The 21,684-nt window shown below is 59.5% G+C and carries 20 protein-coding genes; 12 read left to right on the plus strand and 8 right to left on the minus strand.

The features are described from left to right. Window positions 1-26: 26 nt before the first annotated feature. The gene (locus JF535_RS04270) at window positions 27-953 is read right to left on the minus strand and encodes a hypothetical protein (RefSeq protein WP_206999451.1); all 927 of its coding nucleotides are present in this window, start codon (window positions 951-953) and stop codon (window positions 27-29) included. Window positions 954-1,535: 582 nt separating this feature from the next. On the opposite strand from JF535_RS04270, the gene JF535_RS04275 reads away from it, so the two are divergent. Beyond that, window positions 1,536-4,442 carry a M16 family metallopeptidase gene (locus tag JF535_RS04275; protein WP_206999452.1) on the plus strand — a complete coding sequence of 969 codons (2,907 nt, stop codon included), beginning with the start codon at window positions 1,536-1,538 and terminating at the stop codon, window positions 4,440-4,442. A 109-nt stretch (window positions 4,443-4,551) separates the two neighbouring features. After that, window positions 4,552-5,601, plus strand: coding sequence for an META domain-containing protein (locus JF535_RS04280; RefSeq protein ID WP_206999454.1), 1,050 nt, complete (start codon window positions 4,552-4,554; stop codon window positions 5,599-5,601). Between the two features lie 47 nt (window positions 5,602-5,648). On the opposite strand, the gene JF535_RS04285 is transcribed toward JF535_RS04280, so the two are convergent. Together JF535_RS04285 and JF535_RS04290 are read right to left on the minus strand one after the other, a co-directional pair. After that, the gene (locus JF535_RS04285) at window positions 5,649-6,383 is read right to left on the minus strand and encodes a glycine zipper 2TM domain-containing protein (protein WP_206999456.1); all 735 of its coding nucleotides are present in this window, start codon (window positions 6,381-6,383) and stop codon (window positions 5,649-5,651) included. 113 nt (window positions 6,384-6,496) lie between these two features. Then, window positions 6,497-8,035 (minus strand): cryptochrome/photolyase family protein, encoded by a 1,539-nt coding sequence (locus tag JF535_RS04290; protein ID WP_206999458.1) that lies wholly within the window; start codon window positions 8,033-8,035, stop codon window positions 6,497-6,499. A gap of 151 nt (window positions 8,036-8,186) precedes the next feature. Between JF535_RS04290 and nhaA the strand changes: the two genes are divergently transcribed. The 8 genes from nhaA to mnhG are packed head-to-tail and all read left to right on the plus strand — an operon-like array spanning window position 8,187 to window position 15,289. Then, window positions 8,187-9,425 carry a Na+/H+ antiporter NhaA gene (nhaA, locus tag JF535_RS04295; protein ID WP_340674116.1) on the plus strand — a complete coding sequence of 413 codons (1,239 nt, stop codon included), beginning with the start codon at window positions 8,187-8,189 and terminating at the stop codon, window positions 9,423-9,425. A gap of 40 nt (window positions 9,426-9,465) precedes the next feature. Next, window positions 9,466-11,778, plus strand: a complete 2,313-nt coding sequence (mbhE, locus tag JF535_RS04300; RefSeq protein WP_206999460.1) for a hydrogen gas-evolving membrane-bound hydrogenase subunit E — start codon at window positions 9,466-9,468, stop codon at window positions 11,776-11,778. Next, window positions 11,775-12,191, plus strand: coding sequence for a Na+/H+ antiporter subunit B (locus JF535_RS04305; RefSeq protein ID WP_206999462.1), 417 nt, complete (start codon window positions 11,775-11,777; stop codon window positions 12,189-12,191). Before mbhE ends, JF535_RS04305 begins: the two co-directional genes overlap by 4 nt. 1 nt (window position 12,192) lies before the next feature. Further along, a complete protein-coding gene (locus tag JF535_RS04310; protein ID WP_206999465.1) occupies window positions 12,193-12,585 on the plus strand; it encodes a Na+/H+ antiporter subunit C in 393 nt (130 codons plus the stop codon). Continuing rightward, entirely contained in the window at window positions 12,585-14,105 is a 1,521-nt protein-coding gene (locus JF535_RS04315) for a Na+/H+ antiporter subunit D (protein ID WP_206999466.1), read from the plus strand. Before JF535_RS04310 ends, JF535_RS04315 begins: the two co-directional genes overlap by 1 nt. A 17-nt stretch (window positions 14,106-14,122) precedes the next feature. Further along, on the plus strand, window positions 14,123-14,596 hold the full coding sequence (locus JF535_RS04320) for a Na+/H+ antiporter subunit E (RefSeq protein WP_206999468.1): 474 nt from the start codon (window positions 14,123-14,125) through the stop codon (window positions 14,594-14,596). Then, on the plus strand, window positions 14,596-14,961 hold the full coding sequence (locus JF535_RS04325) for a cation:proton antiporter (RefSeq protein ID WP_242523584.1): 366 nt from the start codon (window positions 14,596-14,598) through the stop codon (window positions 14,959-14,961). The genes JF535_RS04320 and JF535_RS04325 overlap by 1 nt, the downstream gene beginning before the upstream one ends. Continuing rightward, the gene (mnhG, locus tag JF535_RS04330) at window positions 14,954-15,289 is read left to right on the plus strand and encodes a monovalent cation/H(+) antiporter subunit G (RefSeq protein WP_206999470.1); all 336 of its coding nucleotides are present in this window, start codon (window positions 14,954-14,956) and stop codon (window positions 15,287-15,289) included. The genes JF535_RS04325 and mnhG overlap by 8 nt, the downstream gene beginning before the upstream one ends. A gap of 10 nt (window positions 15,290-15,299) precedes the next feature. On the opposite strand, the gene JF535_RS04335 is transcribed toward mnhG, so the two are convergent. Further along, window positions 15,300-16,628, minus strand: a complete 1,329-nt coding sequence (locus JF535_RS04335; RefSeq protein ID WP_206999472.1) for a DASH family cryptochrome — start codon at window positions 16,626-16,628, stop codon at window positions 15,300-15,302. Between the two features lie 232 nt (window positions 16,629-16,860). Between JF535_RS04335 and JF535_RS04340 the strand changes: the two genes are divergently transcribed. Further along, window positions 16,861-18,084 (plus strand): OmpA family protein, encoded by a 1,224-nt coding sequence (locus JF535_RS04340; RefSeq protein WP_206999474.1) that lies wholly within the window; start codon window positions 16,861-16,863, stop codon window positions 18,082-18,084. A 76-nt stretch (window positions 18,085-18,160) separates the two neighbouring features. Here JF535_RS04340 and JF535_RS04345 read toward each other — a convergent pair whose 3' ends face one another. Beyond that, complete coding sequence (locus tag JF535_RS04345; RefSeq protein WP_340674117.1) at window positions 18,161-19,216, minus strand: AraC family transcriptional regulator; 1,056 nt, start codon at window positions 19,214-19,216, stop codon at window positions 18,161-18,163. A 233-nt stretch (window positions 19,217-19,449) separates the two neighbouring features. Between JF535_RS04345 and JF535_RS04350 the strand changes: the two genes are divergently transcribed. Continuing rightward, window positions 19,450-19,776 (plus strand): helix-turn-helix domain-containing protein, encoded by a 327-nt coding sequence (locus JF535_RS04350; RefSeq protein WP_206999477.1) that lies wholly within the window; start codon window positions 19,450-19,452, stop codon window positions 19,774-19,776. A gap of 13 nt (window positions 19,777-19,789) precedes the next feature. Here JF535_RS04350 and JF535_RS04355 read toward each other — a convergent pair whose 3' ends face one another. From JF535_RS04355 to rpiA, 3 genes are all read right to left on the minus strand, one after another. Then, window positions 19,790-20,134, minus strand: a complete 345-nt coding sequence (locus JF535_RS04355; protein ID WP_206999479.1) for a DUF4168 domain-containing protein — start codon at window positions 20,132-20,134, stop codon at window positions 19,790-19,792. Between the two features lie 220 nt (window positions 20,135-20,354). After that, on the minus strand, window positions 20,355-20,978 hold the full coding sequence (locus JF535_RS04360) for a transglycosylase SLT domain-containing protein (RefSeq protein ID WP_206999481.1): 624 nt from the start codon (window positions 20,976-20,978) through the stop codon (window positions 20,355-20,357). Between the two features lie 18 nt (window positions 20,979-20,996). After that, on the minus strand, window positions 20,997-21,674 hold the full coding sequence (gene rpiA, locus JF535_RS04365; protein ID WP_206999483.1) for a ribose-5-phosphate isomerase RpiA: 678 nt from the start codon (window positions 21,672-21,674) through the stop codon (window positions 20,997-20,999). Between the last annotated feature and the right edge of the window lie 10 nt (window positions 21,675-21,684).

Raw genomic sequence — 21,684 nt, forward strand, 5'->3', positions numbered from 1 at the left:
TCAAGAATGAATATTTAGGCTTTTGGCTAACTATCGACTATTTCAATTACGTCCCGAATTGTTAGCGAGTTTTCTTCCGGAGGACGAGGTGAAAGAAGTGAAACATTATTCACCGAGGGCGAAGCGTCAACTCGAAACGCATCATATATCTCCGATTCTTTGAGTGGTTCTAACGTGTCATCGTAGGCAGCTAGCGGAGACTCGGGGATCCATTCAATCGGAACAGAGTCTTTGTCCACGTCAAAGCTGAAGCCGTGTATTCGCGCAAGCTTAGCAAACATAAATCCCCACGCTGACACAAGGCGAGCCTCTTGGCCCCACTGCTGTTCGTTATTTCGAGCTTTCATTAACTTTGGTGAAAGCAATGATTGCATTGCACAGGATACTCCTTCTGAGTCATTTTTTGCTAGTGCAAGATAAAGTTGATTGTCAGCACGAAATCTTCTTTGGTCTTCTACATCTTGTGATAAGAAAATTTCTGCTCTCTCTCCCAGGATTTCCCAGTCTCCAGCCATAGCTAATCTGAACTGTAAGCTCTGAAAGTCACATGTCTTGGGGTCAAGAAAAAAATAATGGCCATCGTCAGAATTAAATAAAGGTACGAAGTACTGGCTCTCCCAATGGATTAGCTCATTGCAGTCAGAAAGCAGTGGGTAAAAAAGATAACTTGAAGAAGCCCCTCCGACTCGTGAAGGAAACGTTTGTGCATAAAGGATTCTCAGGCGTGCGGCAATATATGCATTCAATTTTGCAGTTGTCAAATTATGATCATGAAACCATGCAAATAATGCCCTCGCTTTAAAGGTCGAAATTAGAATGAGCAGTGGACCGGATTCTTTTCCTGCTCCTTCGCTGCGCAGGCGTCTAAAGTTGGCAATATTCTTCTCGATGGAGTCGGGGTGAAGCCAGCGATTAATATGCCTAAGACCGGCTTCAAAGTCCGACTTTTTCAAGGTCCATGCTCCTATTCCGCGTTTAATTAATTTAGAAGATCGGGGGGAACCGCAAGAGCTCTATTTTCAGTTGCCACCTAGATATTTTCTATATTTTTTTCCTCTGATATTTGTTAATTACTACGTCTTTTGCCAGTCAACCGTTTCATAATATTCGCGGCCATTTTTTCTTTGCTCAATTTACATGCCGGAGCCCGGGTGGGGGTGGTAAATTGCATTTTTTTACTGAGAAATAACGAAAATTAGCAAGATTTTTCGTGTGAATTGTAACATCAGGAGGGTCTAAGGTGAGCTTTGGGTTGACTCGTCATTTGTGAAGTTTGCGCTTACTCACATGCGGCTCGTCTATGGCTCTTGTCTATTTCTAATTATGAGAAGTTGTCTGGGCTGGGGTCTCAAGACCGTTTACTTAAGCGTTCGCTAAAGGGCATATGGTGGAGCTCCCACTGTCTTTAACTGGTATCTCGCGGAGCCCCAGACTCATGGTTCATACGCAATTTAATCTCGGTCTATCGCTACACTGTCGCCCAACCCCACCACTCCTGCTATCTTCCTCTGCATAACAATGCAAAGGATCGCCCCATGCCCCGCAACCTTACCGCCTCCCTGGCGCTGCTGACCGCACTTTCCATCCCGGCTCTCGGCCTGTTCGGCTGCGACCGCTCCAGTACCCAGTCCGAGCCGAAGCCGCAAACAGAGGCGGCGTCCAAGGCGCCGGCCGAGCAAGAGGCCAAGCCGGATTTCTCTATCGACTACCAGCAGTTCCAGCTGGATAACGGCCTCAACGTCCTGTTCCACATCGACCGCTCCGATCCGGTGGTGGCGGTGTCGCTGACCGCCCATGTGGGTTCTGCGCGGGAGAAGGCCGGCCGCACCGGCTTTGCCCATCTGTTCGAGCACCTGCTGTTCCTGGAGTCGGAGAACCTGGGCAAGGGCGGGCTGGATGCGATGAGTGCGCGTATTGGCGGTTCCGGGGCCAATGGTTCCACTTCCCGTGATGTCACCAATTACTACCAGACGGTGCCCAAGGATGCGCTGGAGAAGATGCTGTGGGCGGAGGCGGACAAGCTGGGCTGGTTTATCAATACGGTGACCGATCCGGTGCTGGCGAAAGAAAAGCAGGTGGTGAAGAACGAGAAGCGCCAGGGGGTGGATAACCGCCCCTATGGCCACAGCCAGTATGTGATCGATCGCAACCTCTACCCGGAGGGCCACCCCTACAGCTGGCAGGTGATCGGCTCGCTGGAGGACCTGGACAATGCCACCCTGGACGATGTGAAGACCTTCTTCCGCCGCTGGTATGTGCCCAACAACGTGACCTTGGTAGTGGCCGGGGATTTTGATCCCGAGCAGGCCAAGGCGCTGGTGCAGAAGTACTTCGGTGAGATCCCCGCGGGCGAGGCCATCGAGCGCGCGCCCAAGCAGCCGGTCACCCTGAAGGAAACCAAGCGTCGTTATTACGAAGACAACTTCGCCCGCCAGCCCCAGCTGACCCTGGCCTGGCCCACGGTGCCGCGCTACAGCGCAGACAGCTATCCGCTAGCGGTGCTGTCGGAATACCTCTCCCGCGGCAAGCGCGCGCCCCTGTACCGGGTGCTGGTGGAAGACGAGCAGCTCACTTCACTGGTGGCCATGGGGGCTTACCAGTCGGAGCTGGCGGGGCAGGTGCAACTGGAGGTGCAGGCATTTGCGGAACGCGACCTGGATACGGTGTATGCGGGTATCCAGAAGGCTTTCGCGCTGTTTGAAAAAGAGGGCATTGCCGAGCAGGACCTGGAACGCATCAAGGCCGGCCAGGAGGTGGCATTTTACAACAGCCTCTCCAGCGTACTGGGCAAGGGCTTCCAGCTGGCGCAATACCAGATTTACGCGGATGACCCGGGTTACGTGACCGAAGATATCGCGCGCCTGCTGGCGGTGACCGCGGAAGACGTGCAGCGCGTTTACAAGCAATACATTCAGAACAAGCCTTTCGTGGCGGTGAGCTTTGTCCCCAAGGGCGAGCAGGCGCTGGCGCTGGCGGATTCCACCGAGGCACAGGTGGTGGAAGAGAAGATCGTGAATGGCGCCGAGGAGGCGGTGGACCCGTCCGCACAGGCGGACTATGCGAGAACCCCATCGAAGATCGACCGCGCGAAAGAGCCGGCCTACGGCGAGCCCGCGCAGACCACTGTACCGGATGTGTGGCAGAGCGAGCTGGCCAATGGCGTTGATGTGTTCGGTATCGAAAACAGTGAAGTGCCCACGGTGCTGTTCAGCCTGGTGATCGACGGCGGTCAGCTGCAGGAGAGTATCGACAAAACCGGCGTGGCCAATCTCACCGCCATGCTGATGGAGCGCGGCACCGCCAAGCGCACCCCGGAAGAACTGGAAACCGCGATTCAGATGCTCGGTGCCAGTATCAATGTGTCCGCCGGCCAGAATGCATTCCGCTTCGATGTGACCACCCTGGCGCGCAACTTCAACGACGTGTTCGCCCTGCTGGAGGAAATACTGCTGGAGCCCCGCTGGGATAAAGACGAGCTGGTGCTGGCGAAGAAAAGTGTGGCCAGCCAGATCCAGCGCGCTGCCGCCGAGCCCAATGCCATTGCCAGCAAAAACTTCGCGCGCCTGCTGCACGGCAAAGACAGCATCCGTGGCTACAGCGGCCTCGGCACCGAGGCGTCCGTTGCCGACATCACCATGGATGACCTGAAGGCATTCTATAAAAACACCCTGTCGCCGTCGGTGGCGCGCCTGCATGTGGTGGGAGACATTCCGCAGGCGGATTTCCTGCAGGCGGCCAACGGCCTGGCCAAGCGCTGGCCGGCAAAGGCGGTCGCCGTGCCGGACCCCAAACCTGTGCCGGCGAAACCGGGTATCTACTTTATCGACGTGCCCGGTGCCAAGCAGTCGGTGCTGCGCATTGGCCGCCCCGCCATGTCCGCGGTATCGGAGGACTATTACCCGGCGGTGTTCACCAACTACATTCTCGGCGGTGGCGGCTTTGCCTCGCGCCTGACCCAGCAGCTGCGTGAGGGCAAGGGTTACACCTACGGTATTCGCTCCGTGGTGGATGGGGAAAAGACCTGGGGCGATTTCATGATCGGTACCGGCGTGCGCGCCAATGTCACTGCGGAATCGGTGCAGCTGATTCACGACATTCTCAGCAACTACGCGCCCACCTATACCGAGCAGGACTTAGAAACCTCCCGTTCCTATCTGGTGCGCAGCAACGCGCGCGCGTTTGAGACCGCCGGTGCCAAGCTGGGCCTGCTGGAAAATATGAGCACCTACGGCTGGCCCGCCGACTATGTGCGCGAGCGCGAGGCCACCGCCAAGGCCATGACCGTGGTCAAGGTGCAGAAGATCGCCGAGCAATACATGCTGCCCGGCTCGATGATCTGGGTGGTGGTGGGTGACCGCGCCACCCAGCTCGAGCCCCTGCAAAAGCTGGGGCTGGGCGAGGTGACGCTGCTGGATGAGGCATCCCTGGCGAGTAATTTCTAACGCGCCCGGGGAAACCATTACCGGCTGCGCACTCTAAACTGGGAAATGGATTGCGCAGCCGCGCCGGCTGCGAATCCCGTCAAGTGACCAATGTGATACGCGTGCAACCATGTTCAAAACTCTCCGCCTGAATCCTCAACAGTGCGCGCTGCGCGGTGTGACCCGGTCTGTCGCGGCGCTATGTGGTTTATGGGTGGCGGGTGCGCTCTCTGCCCATGCCGGTGTGCTGGAAGACACTGCATGGCGTCTGGCGGAGTTCCGCTCGATGAGCGACGAGGTCGGCTCCCTGCGGCCAGACACGCCGCGCAGCGTGCAGCTGCGCTTCGGTGCCGATGGCAGTGTCAGCATGCAGCTCGACTGTAACCGGGGCAGTGGCCGCTGGCAGTTGAAACCATCGGCAGACCCGTCCAATGGCCGGATTGAGCTGGGTCCGGTGGCCGCCACCACGGCGCTGTGCCCGGGCAATAATCTGGGCGAAAAGTTTGCCCGGGATGCGCCCATGCTGCGCGGCTATAGCCTGCGTGAGGGGCGGTTAGCCCTCAGTTTGCAGGCCGACGCCGGCATCTACGTGTTCGACCCGATTCCACCCCAGACAAGCACCGCCAACGGCGGCCCGCGGGTGTGGGAAGTGACCGACGCGCCCTCGGGGCTGAATCTCAGGGCCGCCGCTTCCGCCAGCGCGCGTATTGTCAGCCGCTTTGCCAACGGCGATCGCCTGGACAACCTCGGTTGTGAAAACTTGGGCGGCCGCTTGTGGTGCAATGTGCAGCAGTTTGGAGGTGGCCCGGTGGGTTATGTTGCCGCGGACTACTTGCGGCCCGCTATCGCTCCCGATGGCACCATGCCCGCGGGTGACGACGACTCCGCCCTGCGCGCGGGTAAAGCCGACTTCGATGCCACCGGCAAGGTGCCCTGTGGCGATACCTGGTGTGAGTTTGGTGTGGCTCGCGCCGGTGGCGGCTTTGCCACGGTAGTCATCACCCGACCCGATGGCCGCAAGCGCGCACTGTTTTTCCGCATGGGTGTGGCCACGGGCGCTGATACCGCACAGGCGGATGGCTACCCGGAATTCAGTGTCTCGCGCAAAGACGACAACTACCTGATCCGGGTTGGCAGCGAGCGCTACACCATACCGGATGCGGTGATTTACGGGGGCTGAGGGGAGGTTGGTGCGGCCACCGGCACAAATGCCGGTGACCCTTGGGATCAGTAAGCCGGGGCCCAGGTGCCATCGGACCGACGGCAGGCCACGCTCTGCGCGCTCTGGGTGTTCTGCCCGATCACCTCGGTCACAAACGAGCGGCAGTACTGGTCGCCGCGTTGCTCGAAGGCGCCGGGCGTCACCGCATACTGCTCATAGCCATTCGGGTTCTGCCAGCTGACGCGCTCGCCTTCGGGGGCAAATTCCAGTACCTGCCCAACACACGCCTGGTTGCGCTGGTCCATTTTGCGACCGACGTTGCCGCCAATCAGTACCCCGGCGATGGCGCCGCCAATTGTGGCTGCGGTGTTGCCGCGGCCGTCGCCAATCTGGTGCCCAATCACACCGCCAATCAGGCCTCCCAGTACGCTGCCCACCTTGTCGCTGTTACAGCGGGATACGGTGGTGTGCTGGGGAGGCGGCGCTGGGCGCCATTCCGGGCGGTATTCCGGTTCCGGGGCGCGCTGGTCGAACCAGGGTGGCAGCACCACCACACGTACCGGCTGGCGGTCGTGATGATGGTGGCCATAGTCGCGGGGCGCGCGGCAGGTGCGCTCTTCCTTGTAGTCGCCATTGCGTTTCCACTTGCGCTCCACCTTGCAGTTACCGTCCCAGTATTCTTCCTTGTAATGCTTCTGCTTGTGCTTCTTCCAGCCGCGGCCTTCGGGCGGCTCGGCGAAGGCGCTGGTGGAGAGGGCGCCGCAAATCAGCGCGGCGAGGGCGGTGGTGATGAGTTTCATAGTGAGTCCGCTGTTCTTATCTGAATCTATGGCGCGGATAGTAACAACGGCGATCTGAACAGACAGTGAATGCGTTGGCGTTTCTGGGCGGGCGGGGCCGGGAAAAACGCTGACTAGAAGCGGTCTGGGTCGCGGATGATCAGTCGGGCGCGCTTTTGCAGCGCGTCGAGCTCGTCTTTATCCATCTTGTCCAGCAGGCTCAGCATCATGGCCATGCGGTGGTTGTCTTTGAAGTGCTCGCGCTTGTCGGCAAGAAAGTGCCAGTAGAGGCTGTTGAATGGGCAGGCATCTTCGCCGGTTTTCTCCTTTACCTTATAGTGGCAATCTTGGCAGTAATTACTCATTTTGTTGATGTAGCTGCCGCTGGAGATGTACGGCTTGGTGGCTACCAGGCCACCGTCGGCGAACTGACTCATGCCGCGGGTGTTGGTGATTTCCACCCATTCGATGGCGTCGATATAAATGCCCAGATACCAGGCGTCCACCTGATCCGGATGTACCTGGGTGAGCAGGGCAAAGTTGCCGGTGATCATCAGGCGCTGGATATGGTGGGCGTAGGCGTGCTGCAGGCTGTTGTTGATGGCGTGGTGCAGGCAGCGCATTTTGGTGTCTGCGGTCCAGTAGAAGTCTGGCAGGTCGTTGTTGTTGCGCAGGCGGTTGCAGCGCTGGTAGCCGGGCATCTCCCGCCAGTAGACACCGCGCATGTACTCCCGCCAGCCGAGAATCTGCCGCACGAACCCTTCCACTTCGTTAATGGAAATACGCTTGCGATTTTGCTGCCAGTGTTCGATCACGGCATCGATGACTTCCCGTGGGTGCAATAACTTGCTGTTCATGGCGAAGCTGAGGCGGCTGTGGAACAGGTAGACCTGTTCCGGATCCATCGCGTCCTGAAAGTCGCCGAAGTGAACCAGCAGGGTGTCGCAGAAATAGCGCAGTACCTTGAGGCAGTCCTCGCGGGTCGTTGGCCAGCTGAACCGCTCGGGCTCGATTTCGCCAATGGTGTTCACACCGGCGTCTTCAATCCGCTTCAGGGTTTTCCGCACATCTTTGCGGAACCCCTTTTCGTGGGGAATTTCTGGCTCGCCCTTCCACTTTTTGCGATTGCTCTCATCGAAATTCCACTGGCCGCCCTCGGGCTTGTCGCCGTCCATCAGGATGTTGTGCTTGCGGCGCATGTGCCGGTAAAAGCTCTCCATCAATAGGGATTGCTTATCGGCAAAAAACGCCGCGAGTTCGTCGCGCCCGGTGAGGAAATGCTCGCTGTCAAACGCTTCGGTTTCGATACTCAGGTCGTCGGCAAGCTGCCTGAGTTGCTGGTCGAGGCGGTATTCATCCGGTAGCTGGTATTCGAACTTTTCGATTCCGTGTTGCTCAATCAGCCCGGCAATATTGCTGCCTAGTTTCTGGGTGTTGTCCGGGTGATCCAGGGGATAGTAAACGACCTGTTTGCCGCGGGATTCCAGCCAGTGGGCAAACCCCTGCATGGCCTCAAAAAAAGCCACCACTTTCTGAATGTGGTGTTTGACGTAATCGGTTTCCTGGCGCATTTCGGCAAGGAAGTAGAGGGTGTCTGCGTCGTCGTTGCGGTACCACGAATGTTTGTGGTTGAGCTGGTCACCGAGGATGAGTCTCAGGGTTTTCAATGGCATGTGCTCCGGTCGCTGCACTCCGAGGGTGGGAATCGTGTCTGGCTGACCAATCCTTTTTGGGTTTGCGAGCGTATAGCTCCCACTGGTGGCCGGTTTCGGCCGTGGTACTTCGCGCACCAGTCTGGCATTTAAAGGGGGGCTTGCACGCCTAATGATGAAACTCAATACCAGCTCGATCCAGCGATTTTTCCAAATGGAGGCCGCGGGGGGCATCCTGCTCATCGTGGCGGCGTTAGTGGCAATTTTACTGGCCAATTCCCCGCTGGAGCCTTTCTACGCATTGCTGCTGCAGACGCCGGTAGAAATCACTATTGGCGAGTTTAGTATCGACAAGCCACTGCTGTTGTGGATCAACGACGGCCTGATGGCGGTGTTCTTCTTCATGATCGGCCTGGAGCTGAAGCGCGAGATGATGGAGGGTGAGCTGTCGAGCCCCTCGCAAGTGATTCTGCCGGGCATTGGCGCGATCGGCGGCATGTTGTTCCCGGCGCTGATTTACGTCGCTTTTAACTGGGACCAGCCGCAGGCGTTGCAGGGCTGGGCGATTCCCTCGGCCACCGATATCGCCTTTGCCCTTGGCGTGCTGTCTTTACTGGGGCCGAGCGTGCCGCGCGCCGCCAAGGTGTTCTTGGCATCGCTGGCCATTTTTGACGATGTGGGGGCCATCATCATTATCGCGGTGTTTTACACCGACAATATTTCGATGCTGGCGTTATCGGTGGCGGGGAGCTGTCTGCTGGTCTTGTCGCTGATGAAACTCGCCGGTGTTGAACACCGCCGCGCCTATTTCCTGGTGGGGCTGGTGATGTGGGCATCCATGCTGAAGAGCGGTGTGCATGCGACCCTCGCCGGGGTGTTGCTGGCGATGTTTATCCCGATGCAGTCGCGCAAGCATCCCGGGCGCTCACCGCTGCGGGAGCTGGAGCATGGGATTCACCCGATCGTCACCTTTATGATTCTGCCGGTGTTCGCGTTTGCCAACGCCGGGGTGACCTTCGGTGCCACCGGTTCTCAGTACCTGTTGCACGGGGTGCCGGTGGGCATTGCCCTGGGGCTGTTCCTCGGCAACCAGCTGGGTATCTTTTCGCTGTGCTGGCTGGCGGTGCGACTGGGCTGGACCCAGCTGCCAAAAGACATGAACTGGCTGATGCTCTACGGGGTGGCGATGCTCTGTGGTATCGGCTTCACCATGAGCCTGTTTATCGGTTCGCTGGCATTCGAACAGAGTGGCATCGACCGCTTCTTTGATGAGCGTATCGGCATTCTGGCGGGCTCGCTGATGTCTGGTGTGGCAGGGTATCTGGTGCTGCGCTACGCGCTGCGCAAGCGCGCCGAGGCGACGTCTATACTTGCCGGACACGAAGGATACCCAAATGGAGTAACCCGGTAGCGGCATCGCTTGATGGCCCGCGTACCGGGCACGGATAGCGATGCAAACCGAGGTACACTCCAGCAATCAGCGGCCGGCGCCATGGTCTACGCGGGCCTGGTCGCTGGCGCTGCTTGTTTTTCCCCTCGGGGTCACGTTCTGGCTGTTGTCACTGATCGGCCCGGTGCGCGCGGAATCGCTGTTGCTGTTTGGCGTGCACTGGGTGCCGAGCCTTGGTGTCGAGCTGGTGTTTTTGGTCGACGGGCTGAGTCTGTTATTTGGTCTGTTGGTCAGCGGCGTCGGCTTCTTCGTTTCGCTCTATGCCACGTTTTATCTGCGTGGCCATCCTCTGCTTAAACGCTTTTACCTGTACCTGTTGCTGTTCATGCTGGGCATGCTGGGACTGGTGCTTGCCGGCAACCTCATCACGCTGTTCGTTTTCTGGGAAGTGACCACGGTTGCCAGCTACCTGCTGATTGGCTTCAACCACGCCAGTGCAACGGCGCGGCGTGCTGCGCTTCAGGCACTACTGATCACAGCGCTTGGTGGTCTGGCCCTGCTTGCAGGGCTGCTGCTGCTGGGGATGGTCGTTGGCAGCTACGCGCTGCCGGAGGTGCTTGCGTCTGGTGCGCAGGTGCAGGCGCATGCGCTCTACGCGCCGATCTTGATCCTGGTGCTGTTGGGCGCTTTTGCCAAGTCGGCACAAATGCCGCTGCATTTCTGGCTGCCCAATGCGATGGCGGCGCCAACCCCCGTGAGCGCATACCTGCATTCGGCCACCATGGTGAAAGCGGGCATTTACCTGCTGGCGCGATTGCATCCGGCACTCGGCGGCACCGGGCTCTGGATGTGGATGCTGACCGTGGTGGGAGCGGTAACGGCGATCGTGGCGGCGATTCTGGCGCTGCGCCAGACCGATCTGAAGTTGGCACTCGCTTACACCACGGTGGTGGCACTGGGGACCCTCACCATGTTTCTCGGCTCGGATGCCAGTGTGGCGATCGCCGCGGCGATTACCTTTGTGCTGGTGCACTCGCTGTACAAGGCAGCGCTGTTCATGGTGGTGGGTATGATCGATCACCAGACCGGGACGCGGGAATTACACGCGCTCGGTGGGCTGTTCCGGCGGATGCCGGTAACCTTTGGTATCGCGCTGGCCGCGGGCCTGTCGATGGCAGGGTTTCCGCCGTTTCTTGGTTTTATTGGCAAGGAACTCAAATACGAGGGGGCGCTGGCCATTACCCAGGGGCCCATGCTGGTGGCGTTTGCCGCAGTATTTGCCAATGCCCTGATCGTAGCGGTATCGGCTACGGTGGCGTTGCGGCCTTTCTGCGGATCTCTGCCTCCCAACCTGTCGACGACCCGTGAAGCGAGCCCGGGTTTGTGGGTGCCCGCACTGTTTCTTGCGCTACTGGGGTTTGCCTTTGGGGTGGCGCCGGCGCTGGTGGCTGACAGCCTGGTGCAGCCGGCGGTTACCGCCATTCTCGGCCGCCCGGAGGTGGTCAAACTGAAGCTCTGGCACGGGGTCAACCTGCCGCTGATGATGAGTGTGGCCACGCTGCTGCTGGGCCTGGCCGTGTACTTGCTGCAGGACCGTTTGCGGGCACGCTTGCATCGCCTGGCAAGGCGGCTGCCTGCGCGTATGGACGTTCAGTGGGACCGTGGCCTCGCGGGGTTCAAGCGCGCGGCGGCCGCGCAGACTCGCTGGCTGCAACATGGCGTGCTCAAGCATTACATGGCGGTGGTATTTACCACCGTAGCGCTGGGGCTGGCCTGGGCACTACTGAACACGGGCGGCTTTGATACCAGCTTCAACTGGGAGCGGCTCACACTCAAGGAGTGGGCGGCCATGGCGCTGGTATTGACCGGCGCGCTGGTGGCCATGGGTTCCCGTGCGCCCCTCACAGCCATTTGCAGTCTTGGCGGCATGGGGGTGGGGGTGGCCCTGATCTACCTGTTCTTCGGTGCGCCGGACGTGGCGATTACCCAGTTGCTGGTGGAAACCCTGTTCCTGGTACTGGTGGCGATGACGCTGCACCGGCTGCCGCATTCGATGGCGGTACGGGGTACTCGCCCACGATACCGGGATGCGCTGATTGCCTTGCTGGTAGGCACCAGCGTGAGCCTCGTGTTGCTGGCCGTGATCCAGCAGCCACTGGTGAGCCCCACCAAGGAATACTTTGAACTCGCTGCGGTGCCGGAAGCGTTCGGGCGCAACATCGTGAATGTAATCCTGGTGGACTTCCGAGCGCTGGACACATTCGGCGAAGTGGTCGTGGTGCTGGTCGCGGCGGTGGGGGCTGCCGCCCTGTTGCGCCATTCGGGCAAAAAAGGGCGCGACGAACGCTCGTCGCCGGGAGAAGCGCCGCCATGAATTCGGTGATTCTGCAGGGCGCAACGCGCTTGCTGGTGGCCCTGATCCTACTGTTCTCGGTGTACATGCTGCTGCGCGGACATAACTTCCCCGGCGGTGGTTTTATTGCCGGCCTGATAGCGGCAGCGGCATTCATCCTGTACGCCCTGGCATGGAGCCTGCGGGAGGCTCGGGCGGCACTGCGTGTGCCGCCGGTGAGGCTGGCGACCCTGGGCGCAATGCTCTCAATCGCATCGGCGGTGCCCGGTGCCCTGCAGGGGCTGCCCCCGTTTACCGGTCTGTGGCTGTTCGTTGGCGGCGGGGACGGTGACAAGGGCGTCCCGCTGAGCACGGTCCTGCTCTTTGATGTCGGCATTTACCTGGCGGTGCTGGGCTCGGTACTGGCGTTGTTCTTCACCCTTGAGGAGGACTGACATGGAGTCGGCCCTGGTGATCGTGATTGGCGTGATGACCGCCACCGGTGTCTACCTGATGCTGGCGTCCAACCTGCTGTGCTACCTGTTCGGCCTGATTCTGCTCAGCAACGCAGCCAATCTGGTGATTTTTGTTGCCGGACGCCTGACCCGCGTGGTGCCGCCACTGATTCCCAAGGGGGCGGAGGCGCCGGTGGAGCCAGTGGCGAATGCACTGCCTCAGGCGATGATCCTCACGGCTATTGTGATTGGCTTTGGCCTGCTGGCGTTTACGCTCGCGCTGGTGGTGGGATGCTACCGCGAGCTGGGCACCATCGATGCGGATAACATGCGTCTGGCCGAGCCCCTGTCTGAGCCCTCCACTGACTCCTCACCTGAGCACCGGGGGGATTGATGGGCTGGCTGCTGGCGCTACCGTTTTTGTGGCCCATCACCATAGGCCTGCTGGCTTTCGTTGCCCGGCGTCAGCCGCACCTTTCCCGCGGCTTGAGCATGGCGGGTTGTGCGGGTTTGCTGCTCATTGCGGTAAGCATTTTCATGCAGGCGCTGGATCAGGGGCCGGTGGCGGCGCAGATGGGCAACTGGCCGGCGCCGTTTGGTATCACGCTGGTGGTTGATCGCCTGAGCGCGATTATGCTCTTGCTGGCCGCGCTGGTGGGTTTATCGGTGGCGGTGTTTGCGCTGGCCGACGTCGATCAGCATCGAGAGACGCTGGGTTTTCACGGCTTTTATCAATTACTGCTGGCGGGGGTGTGTGGCAGTTTTGTCACCGGTGACCTGTTCAATCTGTACGTCTGGTTCGAGGTCATGCTGATCGCCTCGTTTGCGCTGCTGGTATTGGGTGGGGAGCGGGAGCAGCTTGATGGCGGGGTCAAGTATGTGGCCCTGAACCTGGTTTCGACGCTGTTTATGCTGATGGCGATCGGCATGATCTACGGGTTGACCGGCACCCTGAATATGGCCGCGCTTCACCTGGCGCTGGCAGAGGTCGACCAGCCAGCGGCCATCCACATGCTGGCGGTGCTGTTGATTATTGCGTTCGGTATCAAGGCTGCGCTTTTTCCGTTGTACTTCTGGTTGCCGGCGTCGTACCACGTACCGCCAGTGGCGGTTACCGCGGTATTTGCCGGATTGCTCACCAAGGTCGGCGTGTATGCGTTGATTCGCACCTTCACCGTAATTTTTCCCCCGGACTTCGGCTTCGCGCGAGAGCTGTTACTGGTTGCGGCGCTGGCGACGATGCTCAGCGGCGTGCTGGGCGCTGCGGCCCACTATGAATTTCGGCGCATCCTTGCGTTTCATATTGTTAGCCAGATCGGCTTTCTGGTGCTGGGGCTGGCGCTGTTCAGTCCCCTGGCTCTTGCAGGCACCGTGTTCTATATGGCGCACAATATCGTCGCCAAAACCAATCTTCTTTTAATTAGCGGCACGGCAAAACGCATGGCGGGCAGTTTCGAGCTGCTGAAAATCGGCGGGCTCTATCGCGCGAGCCCACTGCTGGCGACGGTGTTTTTTATTGCCGCGTTCAGCCTGGCGGGTTTCCCGCCGCTCTCCGGCTTCTGGGCCAAACTGATGCTGGTGAACGCCAGCCTGCAGCAGGCGGCCTACTGGGTGGCCGCCATCGCGCTTGTCACCGGTGCGCTGACACTGTTCTCCATGAGCAAGATTTGGAGCGAGGCCTTTTGGAAGCCGCACCCACAATCTACAGAGAATACCGACGCATCATCAGGGCTTAACGCACTACCGCGCGCGGAACGCTTCCAGCGCATGGCACCGGCGATTGTTCTGGTCGCTATTACGCTGGCACTGGGGCTCTTCCCGCAACCGCTGGTGGAGTTTTCTCAGGCTGCGGCCGACGAGCTGCTTGATCCATCTGGCTACATTCGCGCGGTGTTGTCGCCCGCCGCGCGATAGCGGCAAGGGAGCTTTTTATGAAACTGTTTCTGATGAATATTCTGCTCGCGATCAGCTGGTGCGCACTCACTGCCGATGCTTCGCTGGCGAATTTCCTGGCCGGGTTTGTGGTGGGCTATGCGGCTATGGCCATGTCGCCGGTGCGCAAAATCAGCCGCGGCTATTTTCGTCGCCTGCCACGCATACTCGGTCTGCTGGTGTTTTTCCTCAAAGAGCTGGTTGCCTCCGGTTTGCGCGCGACCATGGAGGTTCTATCACCCGTACGCAAAAGCCAGCCGCGGGTAATTCGAGTGGATACCGAGTTGCGAGAGCGTAACCACTTATTATTGTTGTCGCAGTTGATCTCGCTCACGCCCGGTACGCTGGTGTTGGACGTGGACCCCGAGGAGGGCGTGCTGTATGTGCACGCAATGTTTGCCCACAGTGAGCAGGCGTTTCTGCAGGAACTGCGGGGAGGCATGGAGCGGAGAGTACGGGAGGTGTTCGACTGATGTTACAGGCGATAGTGGAGGGCAGTTCACCACTGCTGGCGCTGGCGATCGATCTGGCCTCCTGGCTGCTGCTGCTGGCGCTGGGACTATGCTTTCTTCGCATTGCGCGCGGGCCGACTCTGGCCGACCGGGTGGTGGCGCTCGATGTGCTGAACATTCTTGCCGTGGCCTATTGTGCGCTGCTGGCGATCGCCTCCGGGCGCGACGTGTACCTGGATGCTGCAATCGCCCTGGCGCTGGTCGCCTTTCTGGTCACGGTGGCGTTTGGGCGCTTCGTAGAACAGCGGCAGTTCGAGGCGGCTTCGTCGGACACCGCAGAAAAGGGACAAGCGGGAGCGACGGAGGTAGATCATCGTGATGATTGAATGGCTACTGGCCCTGTTGATAGTGAGTGGGAGTTTTTTCGGATTTACCGCAGCACTGGGACTGGTGCGCATGCCGGACATTTACACGCGCATGAGCACTTCGGGCAAAGCGGCCACGCTCTGTTGCGGGTTGCTGTTGGCGGCAGTGGCGATTCAATTGCAGGACGCGAGGGTGACGGCGCGGGTTGTTGCTGCCATCCTGTTTCTGCTGCTGACGGTGCCCGTGGGGGCGCATATGATTGCCCGTGCGGCGTATCGCACCGGTTCCCCCATGTGGAAAGGAGATGCCACTGGGCCATCGGAGTCAGCTTCGCGCGAAAAGCAGTAACAGTGGCTGGCTAGGGCGCGGCAGCCGATGCCAGCCACAGGTCTCGATAGCGTCGGTCTTTGTCGTAGATGCTGGCCTGGCGTTCGATATCGAAGCGGCGGTCCCGCGGATCGTTGCCCACCCCGCTGTTGTACATCCAGTTGCCATAATTGCTGTGCACGTCGTAGTCCAGCAGCAGGCTTTCAAAGTAGGCGGCGCCGATGCGCCAGTCTTGCTGCCGTTCGCGGGCAAAATAGCTGGCCACGTTCTGGCGGCCTCGGTTACTCATCCAGCCGGTTGCGGCGATCTCGTGCATGTTGGCATTGACGAAGTCGTATTGCGTGTCGCCATTGATCCAGCGCGCCAGCTCGTCCGGATCGTTCTGCCACGGGTAGTCTTTTTCCAGAATACCGCCGAGCTGGAAAATCCGATCGCCATGCTTGAGGCTCACATACTTGAAGTAGTCCCGCCACATTAATTCAAACACCAGCCAGTAGGTGTCTTCGTTAGCCTTTACGTCGCGTTCGAACTCCTTGATCTGCCAGTACAGCTGTCGCGCCGAGAGGCTGCCGTTGGCTAGCCAAGGTGACAGCTTACTGCTGTAGTCACTGCCGACCAGTCCATCGCGGGTGTGTTTGTAGCGCGCCAGGTTTTCCGTTTCCCAGAAATAATGTTGTATCCGTTGCTGGGCAGCGGCACCGCCACCGCAAAAAGGAAAAGCGCTGCGCGTGTCGGGGATGCATTCGGAAAGCCCCAGCTGTGTGAGTGTTGGCAGCGTCAGCGGGCAGTCCGCCTGTGTGGCCGGCTGCCAGTTCGGCGCGGGCATGGGCGAGGGCCGGGGCACCGGCGGGCGAACATTCCATTGTTGTTCACAGGCCTTACGGAAGGCGGTGAAAACCCCGGGCAGCTGTTGCGGGGGAAAGGGCAGGTCTTCCGGATGGAGCAGAAACTGCCCGTAGAATGCGTGCGCTCTTACGGTGGTCATGCCAGCGGCTGCCATGACCGAGTCCCGTACCCGTTGCTCGTCGCGCGTCCATTCCTGTTGCAGATAAATATCGCTGATGCCGTAGTTGTTGACCACCCCGGGGATCGCTACCTCAGGGTGCTCGTGCACAATCAAGAGCGGGATATTGAGCGAGGCCAGTTGCCGCTGCAGGTCGCTGAGGGTTTGCAGCAGGAATTGCGCGCGGAATCTTTCGGTGCGCCGAAAACCGTACTGGTCCCTGGCGAAATGGCGGGGGTCCAGGCAGTAGAGCCCCAGTACATTGCCGTTATTCTGTTGCGCGCTCTCGCACGCCGCGGACAGCCCCGGGTGATCACTGCTGCGCAAGTCATTGCGAAACCAGACTAGGTTATTCATCTCGCTGCAGTGAACCCCAAATGTGTGGAATGGCTGGTCTAAACAAATTAGCTCATGGGCGCAATATTTACAGTATCGCATGGCGCCGGGGGGTAGAACGCTTAGCATTAAAAATGCTGATTGGCTGGCATTTTCTTATTCTGAAACGGCCTAACCCGAGGCTTTTGGTGCCGTACACTGTTGAGAGTGATGTCGCCAACGACAATCGCGACGGCAAACATGAGGTATGCAAATGGCTGATAATCTTCTGGAAATGGCGGTGCGCCATTTGGGCCAATCGGGGCTCGATGCTTTGGGTAATGCGCTGGGCCTCGGGGACGGCAAAGCCGAGCCTGCGTTCACCACCGGGGCAGCCTCCGTGCTGGCGGGCATGCTGAACAAGGCGGGCAGTGAAAGTGGCCTCGGTGCGCTGCTGAATATGGCCGTCAAAAGCACCGATATGGATCTGTCCTCTCCCGCCGATATCTTTTCCAGCGCAGACAAAATGACCAGTCTGCAGGAGGTCGGTGGCAATGTGCTGGACTCGGTATTCGGTACAAGCCACAACGCGGTTGGCGATGTGATTTCCTCGGCGCTGGGTTTGGACCGCACCCAAAGCGGCTCGCTGATACGGATTGCTGCGCCCATCGTCATGTCGATGGTGGGTAAGTTGGTGAAAAGTAAAGGCCTGAATATGGAAGGTCTGGCGGCGCTGCTGCTGGGACAGAAAGCTCATATTCGCGACCAGTTGCCATCGGGCCTGCTGAAAGAGCTGGGCGCCGGTAGCCTGGATGAGCTGGCGGAGCGCGCCGTGGTGGAAACCTCACCGCGCCAGGCCGCGCATGCCGCACACAACACACCACCGGTGAAAAAAAGCGGCTTTGGCAAATGGCTGTGGCCGCTGCTGATTGCACTGGGGGTTTTGTGGGCGCTGAATATGTGCGCCAAGAAAGAAAAAGTGGACGATGGCACCGGTGGTGTGATGCAGCAGGATGAGGTGATCGTGGAGGAAACGCCCACGGATCCCACGCTGAACGGCGGCACCACCGCGGTACCGGCTGCGCCCGTCACCACCGAAAACTTTGAGCAGTCGTTCCGTACCTATTTGAGCGATGCCAACCGTGATCCGCGCCGTGAGTTCCTGCTCAATATTGAATTCCCGACCGATGGCAGCATGCCCAACAGTGCGTCAGCGCCAGACGTGCAGGCGTTGATCAAGATCATGCAGGAAAACCCGGGGCTCAAAATTATTATCGAGGGTTATACCGATAGTGATGGCGACGCCGCTGCGAATCAGACCTTGTCGGAAGCGCGTGCCAAGGGGGTGCGAGCCCTGCTGGTTAACTCCGGCATTGATGAGGAGCGGGTGAAGGCCGTGGGCATGGGGTCAGCGAATCCGGTGGCCGACAACAATACCGAGGAAGGAAAGCAGATGAATCGCCGTATCGTGGTGAAGGTGGATTCGTTCACCGAGTAATCGGTTCATCCAAATTGCCGGCGCGCCGGCACCACATAAAAAAACCGCGGTTCGCCGCGGTTTTTTTATGCCTGGTTCAGGCGCGATGCTTTTCCCGGTAGGCGCCGGGTGCGAGCCCCGTCCATTTTTTGAAGGCGCGATTGAAGGCGCTGGGCTCGGAAAAACCCAGGCGCTCGGCAATATCGGCCACCGGGGTTTCCTGTTGCTTGAGCTGATACATGGCCATGTCGCGGCGCACGGAGTCCTTGATGTCCTGCCAGCTGTTGCCCTCGTCCTTTAGGCGGCGACGCAGGGTCTGCGGGGAGGTGAACAGCCGTTCGGCCACGTCGTCCAGTGCCAGGTTCTCGATGCCGTTGTCGCCCTGCAGCATGCGGCGGATACGGCCGGTGTAGCTGTTGTCGGACTTGTACTGGGTCAGCAGGCATTCCGGTGCGCGGGCGAGAAACTCGCTTAGCTGCTGGGCGTCGCGGGTCAGCGGCATGCTCAGGTAGCGTGTGCTGAACACCAGGCAGGTTTCCGACTGGTGGAAATAGTGCCGGCAGGGAAACATGTCGTTGTAGTCTTCGTCGTAATCCGGCGGCGGAAAGGCGAGGTGCACACGTTCCAGCAGAATGGTGCGGTCGATCATCCAGCTGAAAAAGCGCAGCCAGATCACGGCCATGGACTCGACGAAATTCTGGTTGGGAAGCTGCTTGTGGTTTTCATGGTGGAAGATCAGCTGGGCTTCTTCACCGTTCTCCACCAGCTTGATATGAATGTCGTCGCTGACCATGGCCACAAAACGGCTGGAGCGCAGCAACGCGCGGCGCAACGTGGGGCAAGTGATGGTGGCGTGCCCCATCATGGCAAAGGTGCCCGGTAGCCATGGGCGCGCCAGGTAGCCGCCGGATTCATCGCCAAGCTGATCCCACAGCAGGCGCAGCAGGCGCGCAAGTTGCTCACGGCCGATGCGCGCGTCAGCCGCGGTGGCGCTGACCAAGTCGATACCGGCATCGCGCAGCAGCTGGTCGCAGTCAATGCCAGCGGCGCGGGCACCGGCGAGGTGGGCAAAGACGGCCGCCGCCAGAATGCCCGGTGCCGTGTACTCGGTTGCTGGCTGATCCGTGTTCGGAACGAGGGTTTCGGTTTCCACAGTCACGCTTCCGCTGTCGGTGAGGAGTAATCCAGGTTTATTGGTCTCTGTGAGGCCCGCCGCAATGCCATATTTATCGGGCTGGCGGTGCGGATTATGCAAGATTATGCAAAAAGGTGCATAACAAAGTCCCGCGTCGCGCCGGAAGGGGCCGCGGACGCGCGGGATTTTGGGGGCTCGATGTGCTACAAATGGGTGATCCGCACCCCACCAACGGCGAGAAGGAAAGCGCAATGTCTGCTCACGAGGTCGATCTAAACCCCACTATTTGTCGGCGCCTGCTGATTACGTATCTGATCGAGCGGCTGTCGCGCCCGAATAATCCCGCGCTGGAGGAGGCGACGGGCTGGCCTCGCCGGACCATTCAGGATGTGATTGCCAAGGGGTTGCCGGGGCACGGCACCCGGGTGGAATTTGTGCAGCAGGGTGTGCGCAATAACGACGGATATTATGCGCTGAAGGACTGGGGATCTATTGACCGCAGCTGGGTGTGTGCCCATCTGGCGGATATCGTGCGGGTACTTGATGTGGCGCCGGAGCAAATTCCGGCGCCGGAGTAACCAGAGGCGGCAGTTACTGCTGTTTGGCGGCTTGCTGGAGAATGGCATTGACCTTCTGCAGCAGGGCCGGGTCGTTGCGCAGTTGCGTGGCAATGCCCTGGTACTCTTCTTTGCTCAGGCCGGCGCTCTGTACCGCGGCCACCATTTTCGACTGTGCTTCCACATTAATCGCTTCTGCGGCGGCGGCGTCGGCGGCGGCCTTGATTTTGGGCGCGTATTCCTGGCTCAGGGTAACGATGGAGCGATAGGCATCGGCAAACTTATGCAGTTGGGCATCACTAACGGCAGTTTCGGCGAAGGCACTGGAAACGGCGAGAGCCAGAGCAAGTGCGGCGGAATAGATGGCGGTCGGCTTCATGAAGCACCTCTCGTTATCGATGAAAACGCTTCTGTGCGGATTTGCACGCCCAGCGTTGGATGAGGGCTACAGGGCCTTGATCTGGGATCCGTTCTTGAGGAGTACATCGCGGTGGCAAAGCGCTGTCTGCAAAGGGTAGTTGTTATTCACGGAGGCTTGTGTGATTTGCCGCCAGATGAGTCCGGCGGCAGTGGGTTTGTGCGCTGATGCCGTGGCCTGCTCAGAACAGGCCAAGGAATTTTTTACGCTTCTTGAGAGAGGTCTCGCAACTATTCAGCTGTCGCTGGTAGGTACTTGCCCGCGCGGATACCTTGTGAGCCACTTTCTGTAGCCATTTTTTGTTGCGGTAGGTGCGGCGGTTAAAGCCACCTTGCCCTTCGTGGTAGGCGAGGTACAGGTGGTAGGTGTCGTTGGGCTTGATACGACACTGGCGCTGGCTGGTGTTGTGATACCAGCCGACAAAGTCGATCGCGTCCTCGAAATCGTCGCGATCACCCCGGTAATTGCCGGTGGAGCGCTGGTAACTCTTCCAGGTGGTGCCGAGCGCCTGTGGATAACCGTAGGCGTCTGACGGGCGCGGGCCGGGAATGATCCACAGGATTTTGGTGCGCGGTGGTTTGGCATCGTGCACGAAGCGGGATTCCTGGTGCAGGGTCGCCATCATGGTCGCGATGGGCGTGTTCCACTTGCGCGCAGACTTGGCTGCGTCGTGATACCAGCCGTCTTTCTCACGGAAAATCTCGCAGATATTGTCGGTATTGCTCGGCGGGGTGGTGGCGCAACCTGCCGCCAGCAGCGGCAGGGCAAGTAGCGCCAGTTTTCCTTTCTTATTCTTGTGAATCATCAGCTCTCAAATTGTTGCTTAAATCTTGGACTTGACCGTCTTTACGCCCTCGGCCGTTCCCAGCAGCAGTACGTCGGCGGGGCGCGCGGCAAACAGGCCGTTGGTCACTACGCCGGTAATGTTGTTGATGGCGTCTTCCAGCTCCAGGGGCTTGGCAATCTGCATATTGTGCACGTCGAGGATGACATTGCCATTGTCGGTAGTCACGCCCTCGCGGTAGACGGGGTCGCCGCCGAGCTTGACGATTTCGCGGGCCACATAAGAGCGTGCCATGGGAATCACTTCCACCGGCAGGGGGAAATTGCCCAGCACCGGCACCCACTTGCTATCGTCAGCAATACAGACAAACTCTTCCGAGCAGGCGGCGACGATCTTTTCCCGGGTCAGCGCCGCGCCGCCGCCCTTGATCAGTTGCAGCAGGGGATTGGTTTCATCGGCGCCATCCACGTACACCCGGATGCTGTCCACGGCGTTCAGGTCGTACACTGGAATACCATGGGACTTGAGGCGTTCGGCCGAGGCTTCCGAGCTGGCGACGGTGCCGTCGAACAGGCCCTTTTTCTCCGCCAGAAAGTCGATGAAGTAATTGGCCGTGGAGCCTGTGCCGACGCCCACAATGGTATCGGCGTCCAGCATGGGGGTGATGTATTCCACCGCGGCGCGAGCAACGTCCTGCTTGAGTTGATCCTGGTTCATGGGCTCTGTC

Origin of the sequence: Microbulbifer salipaludis, assembly GCF_017303155.1 — a bacterium.
GTDB lineage: Bacteria > Pseudomonadota > Gammaproteobacteria > Pseudomonadales > Cellvibrionaceae > Microbulbifer > Microbulbifer salipaludis.

What these genes read in the sequence shown, in the direction of transcription:
- JF535_RS04280 (WP_206999454.1), top strand. Translation starts at nt 4,552, where the DNA reads ATGTTCAAAACTCTCCGCCTGAATCCTCAACAGTGCGCGCTGCGCGGT.
- JF535_RS04335 (WP_206999472.1), bottom strand. Translation starts at nt 16,628, where the DNA reads ATGAATAACCTAGTCTGGTTTCGCAATGACTTGCGCAGCAGTGATCAC.
- JF535_RS04310 (WP_206999465.1), top strand. Translation starts at nt 12,193, where the DNA reads ATGGAGTCGGCCCTGGTGATCGTGATTGGCGTGATGACCGCCACCGGT.
- JF535_RS04350 (WP_206999477.1), top strand. Translation starts at nt 19,450, where the DNA reads ATGTCTGCTCACGAGGTCGATCTAAACCCCACTATTTGTCGGCGCCTG.
- JF535_RS04285 (WP_206999456.1), bottom strand. Translation starts at nt 6,383, where the DNA reads ATGAAACTCATCACCACCGCCCTCGCCGCGCTGATTTGCGGCGCCCTC.
- JF535_RS04340 (WP_206999474.1), top strand. Translation starts at nt 16,861, where the DNA reads ATGGCTGATAATCTTCTGGAAATGGCGGTGCGCCATTTGGGCCAATCG.
- JF535_RS04290 (WP_206999458.1), bottom strand. Translation starts at nt 8,035, where the DNA reads ATGCCATTGAAAACCCTGAGACTCATCCTCGGTGACCAGCTCAACCAC.
- JF535_RS04315 (WP_206999466.1), top strand. Translation starts at nt 12,585, where the DNA reads ATGGGCTGGCTGCTGGCGCTACCGTTTTTGTGGCCCATCACCATAGGC.
- nhaA (WP_340674116.1), top strand. Translation starts at nt 8,187, where the DNA reads ATGATGAAACTCAATACCAGCTCGATCCAGCGATTTTTCCAAATGGAG.
- JF535_RS04360 (WP_206999481.1), bottom strand. Translation starts at nt 20,978, where the DNA reads ATGATTCACAAGAATAAGAAAGGAAAACTGGCGCTACTTGCCCTGCCG.
- JF535_RS04325 (WP_242523584.1), top strand. Translation starts at nt 14,596, where the DNA reads ATGTTACAGGCGATAGTGGAGGGCAGTTCACCACTGCTGGCGCTGGCG.
- JF535_RS04305 (WP_206999462.1), top strand. Translation starts at nt 11,775, where the DNA reads ATGAATTCGGTGATTCTGCAGGGCGCAACGCGCTTGCTGGTGGCCCTG.
- mbhE (WP_206999460.1), top strand. Translation starts at nt 9,466, where the DNA reads ATGCAAACCGAGGTACACTCCAGCAATCAGCGGCCGGCGCCATGGTCT.
- rpiA (WP_206999483.1), bottom strand. Translation starts at nt 21,674, where the DNA reads ATGAACCAGGATCAACTCAAGCAGGACGTTGCTCGCGCCGCGGTGGAA.
- mnhG (WP_206999470.1), top strand. Translation starts at nt 14,954, where the DNA reads ATGATTGAATGGCTACTGGCCCTGTTGATAGTGAGTGGGAGTTTTTTC.
- JF535_RS04355 (WP_206999479.1), bottom strand. Translation starts at nt 20,134, where the DNA reads ATGAAGCCGACCGCCATCTATTCCGCCGCACTTGCTCTGGCTCTCGCC.
- JF535_RS04320 (WP_206999468.1), top strand. Translation starts at nt 14,123, where the DNA reads ATGAAACTGTTTCTGATGAATATTCTGCTCGCGATCAGCTGGTGCGCA.
- JF535_RS04275 (WP_206999452.1), top strand. Translation starts at nt 1,536, where the DNA reads ATGCCCCGCAACCTTACCGCCTCCCTGGCGCTGCTGACCGCACTTTCC.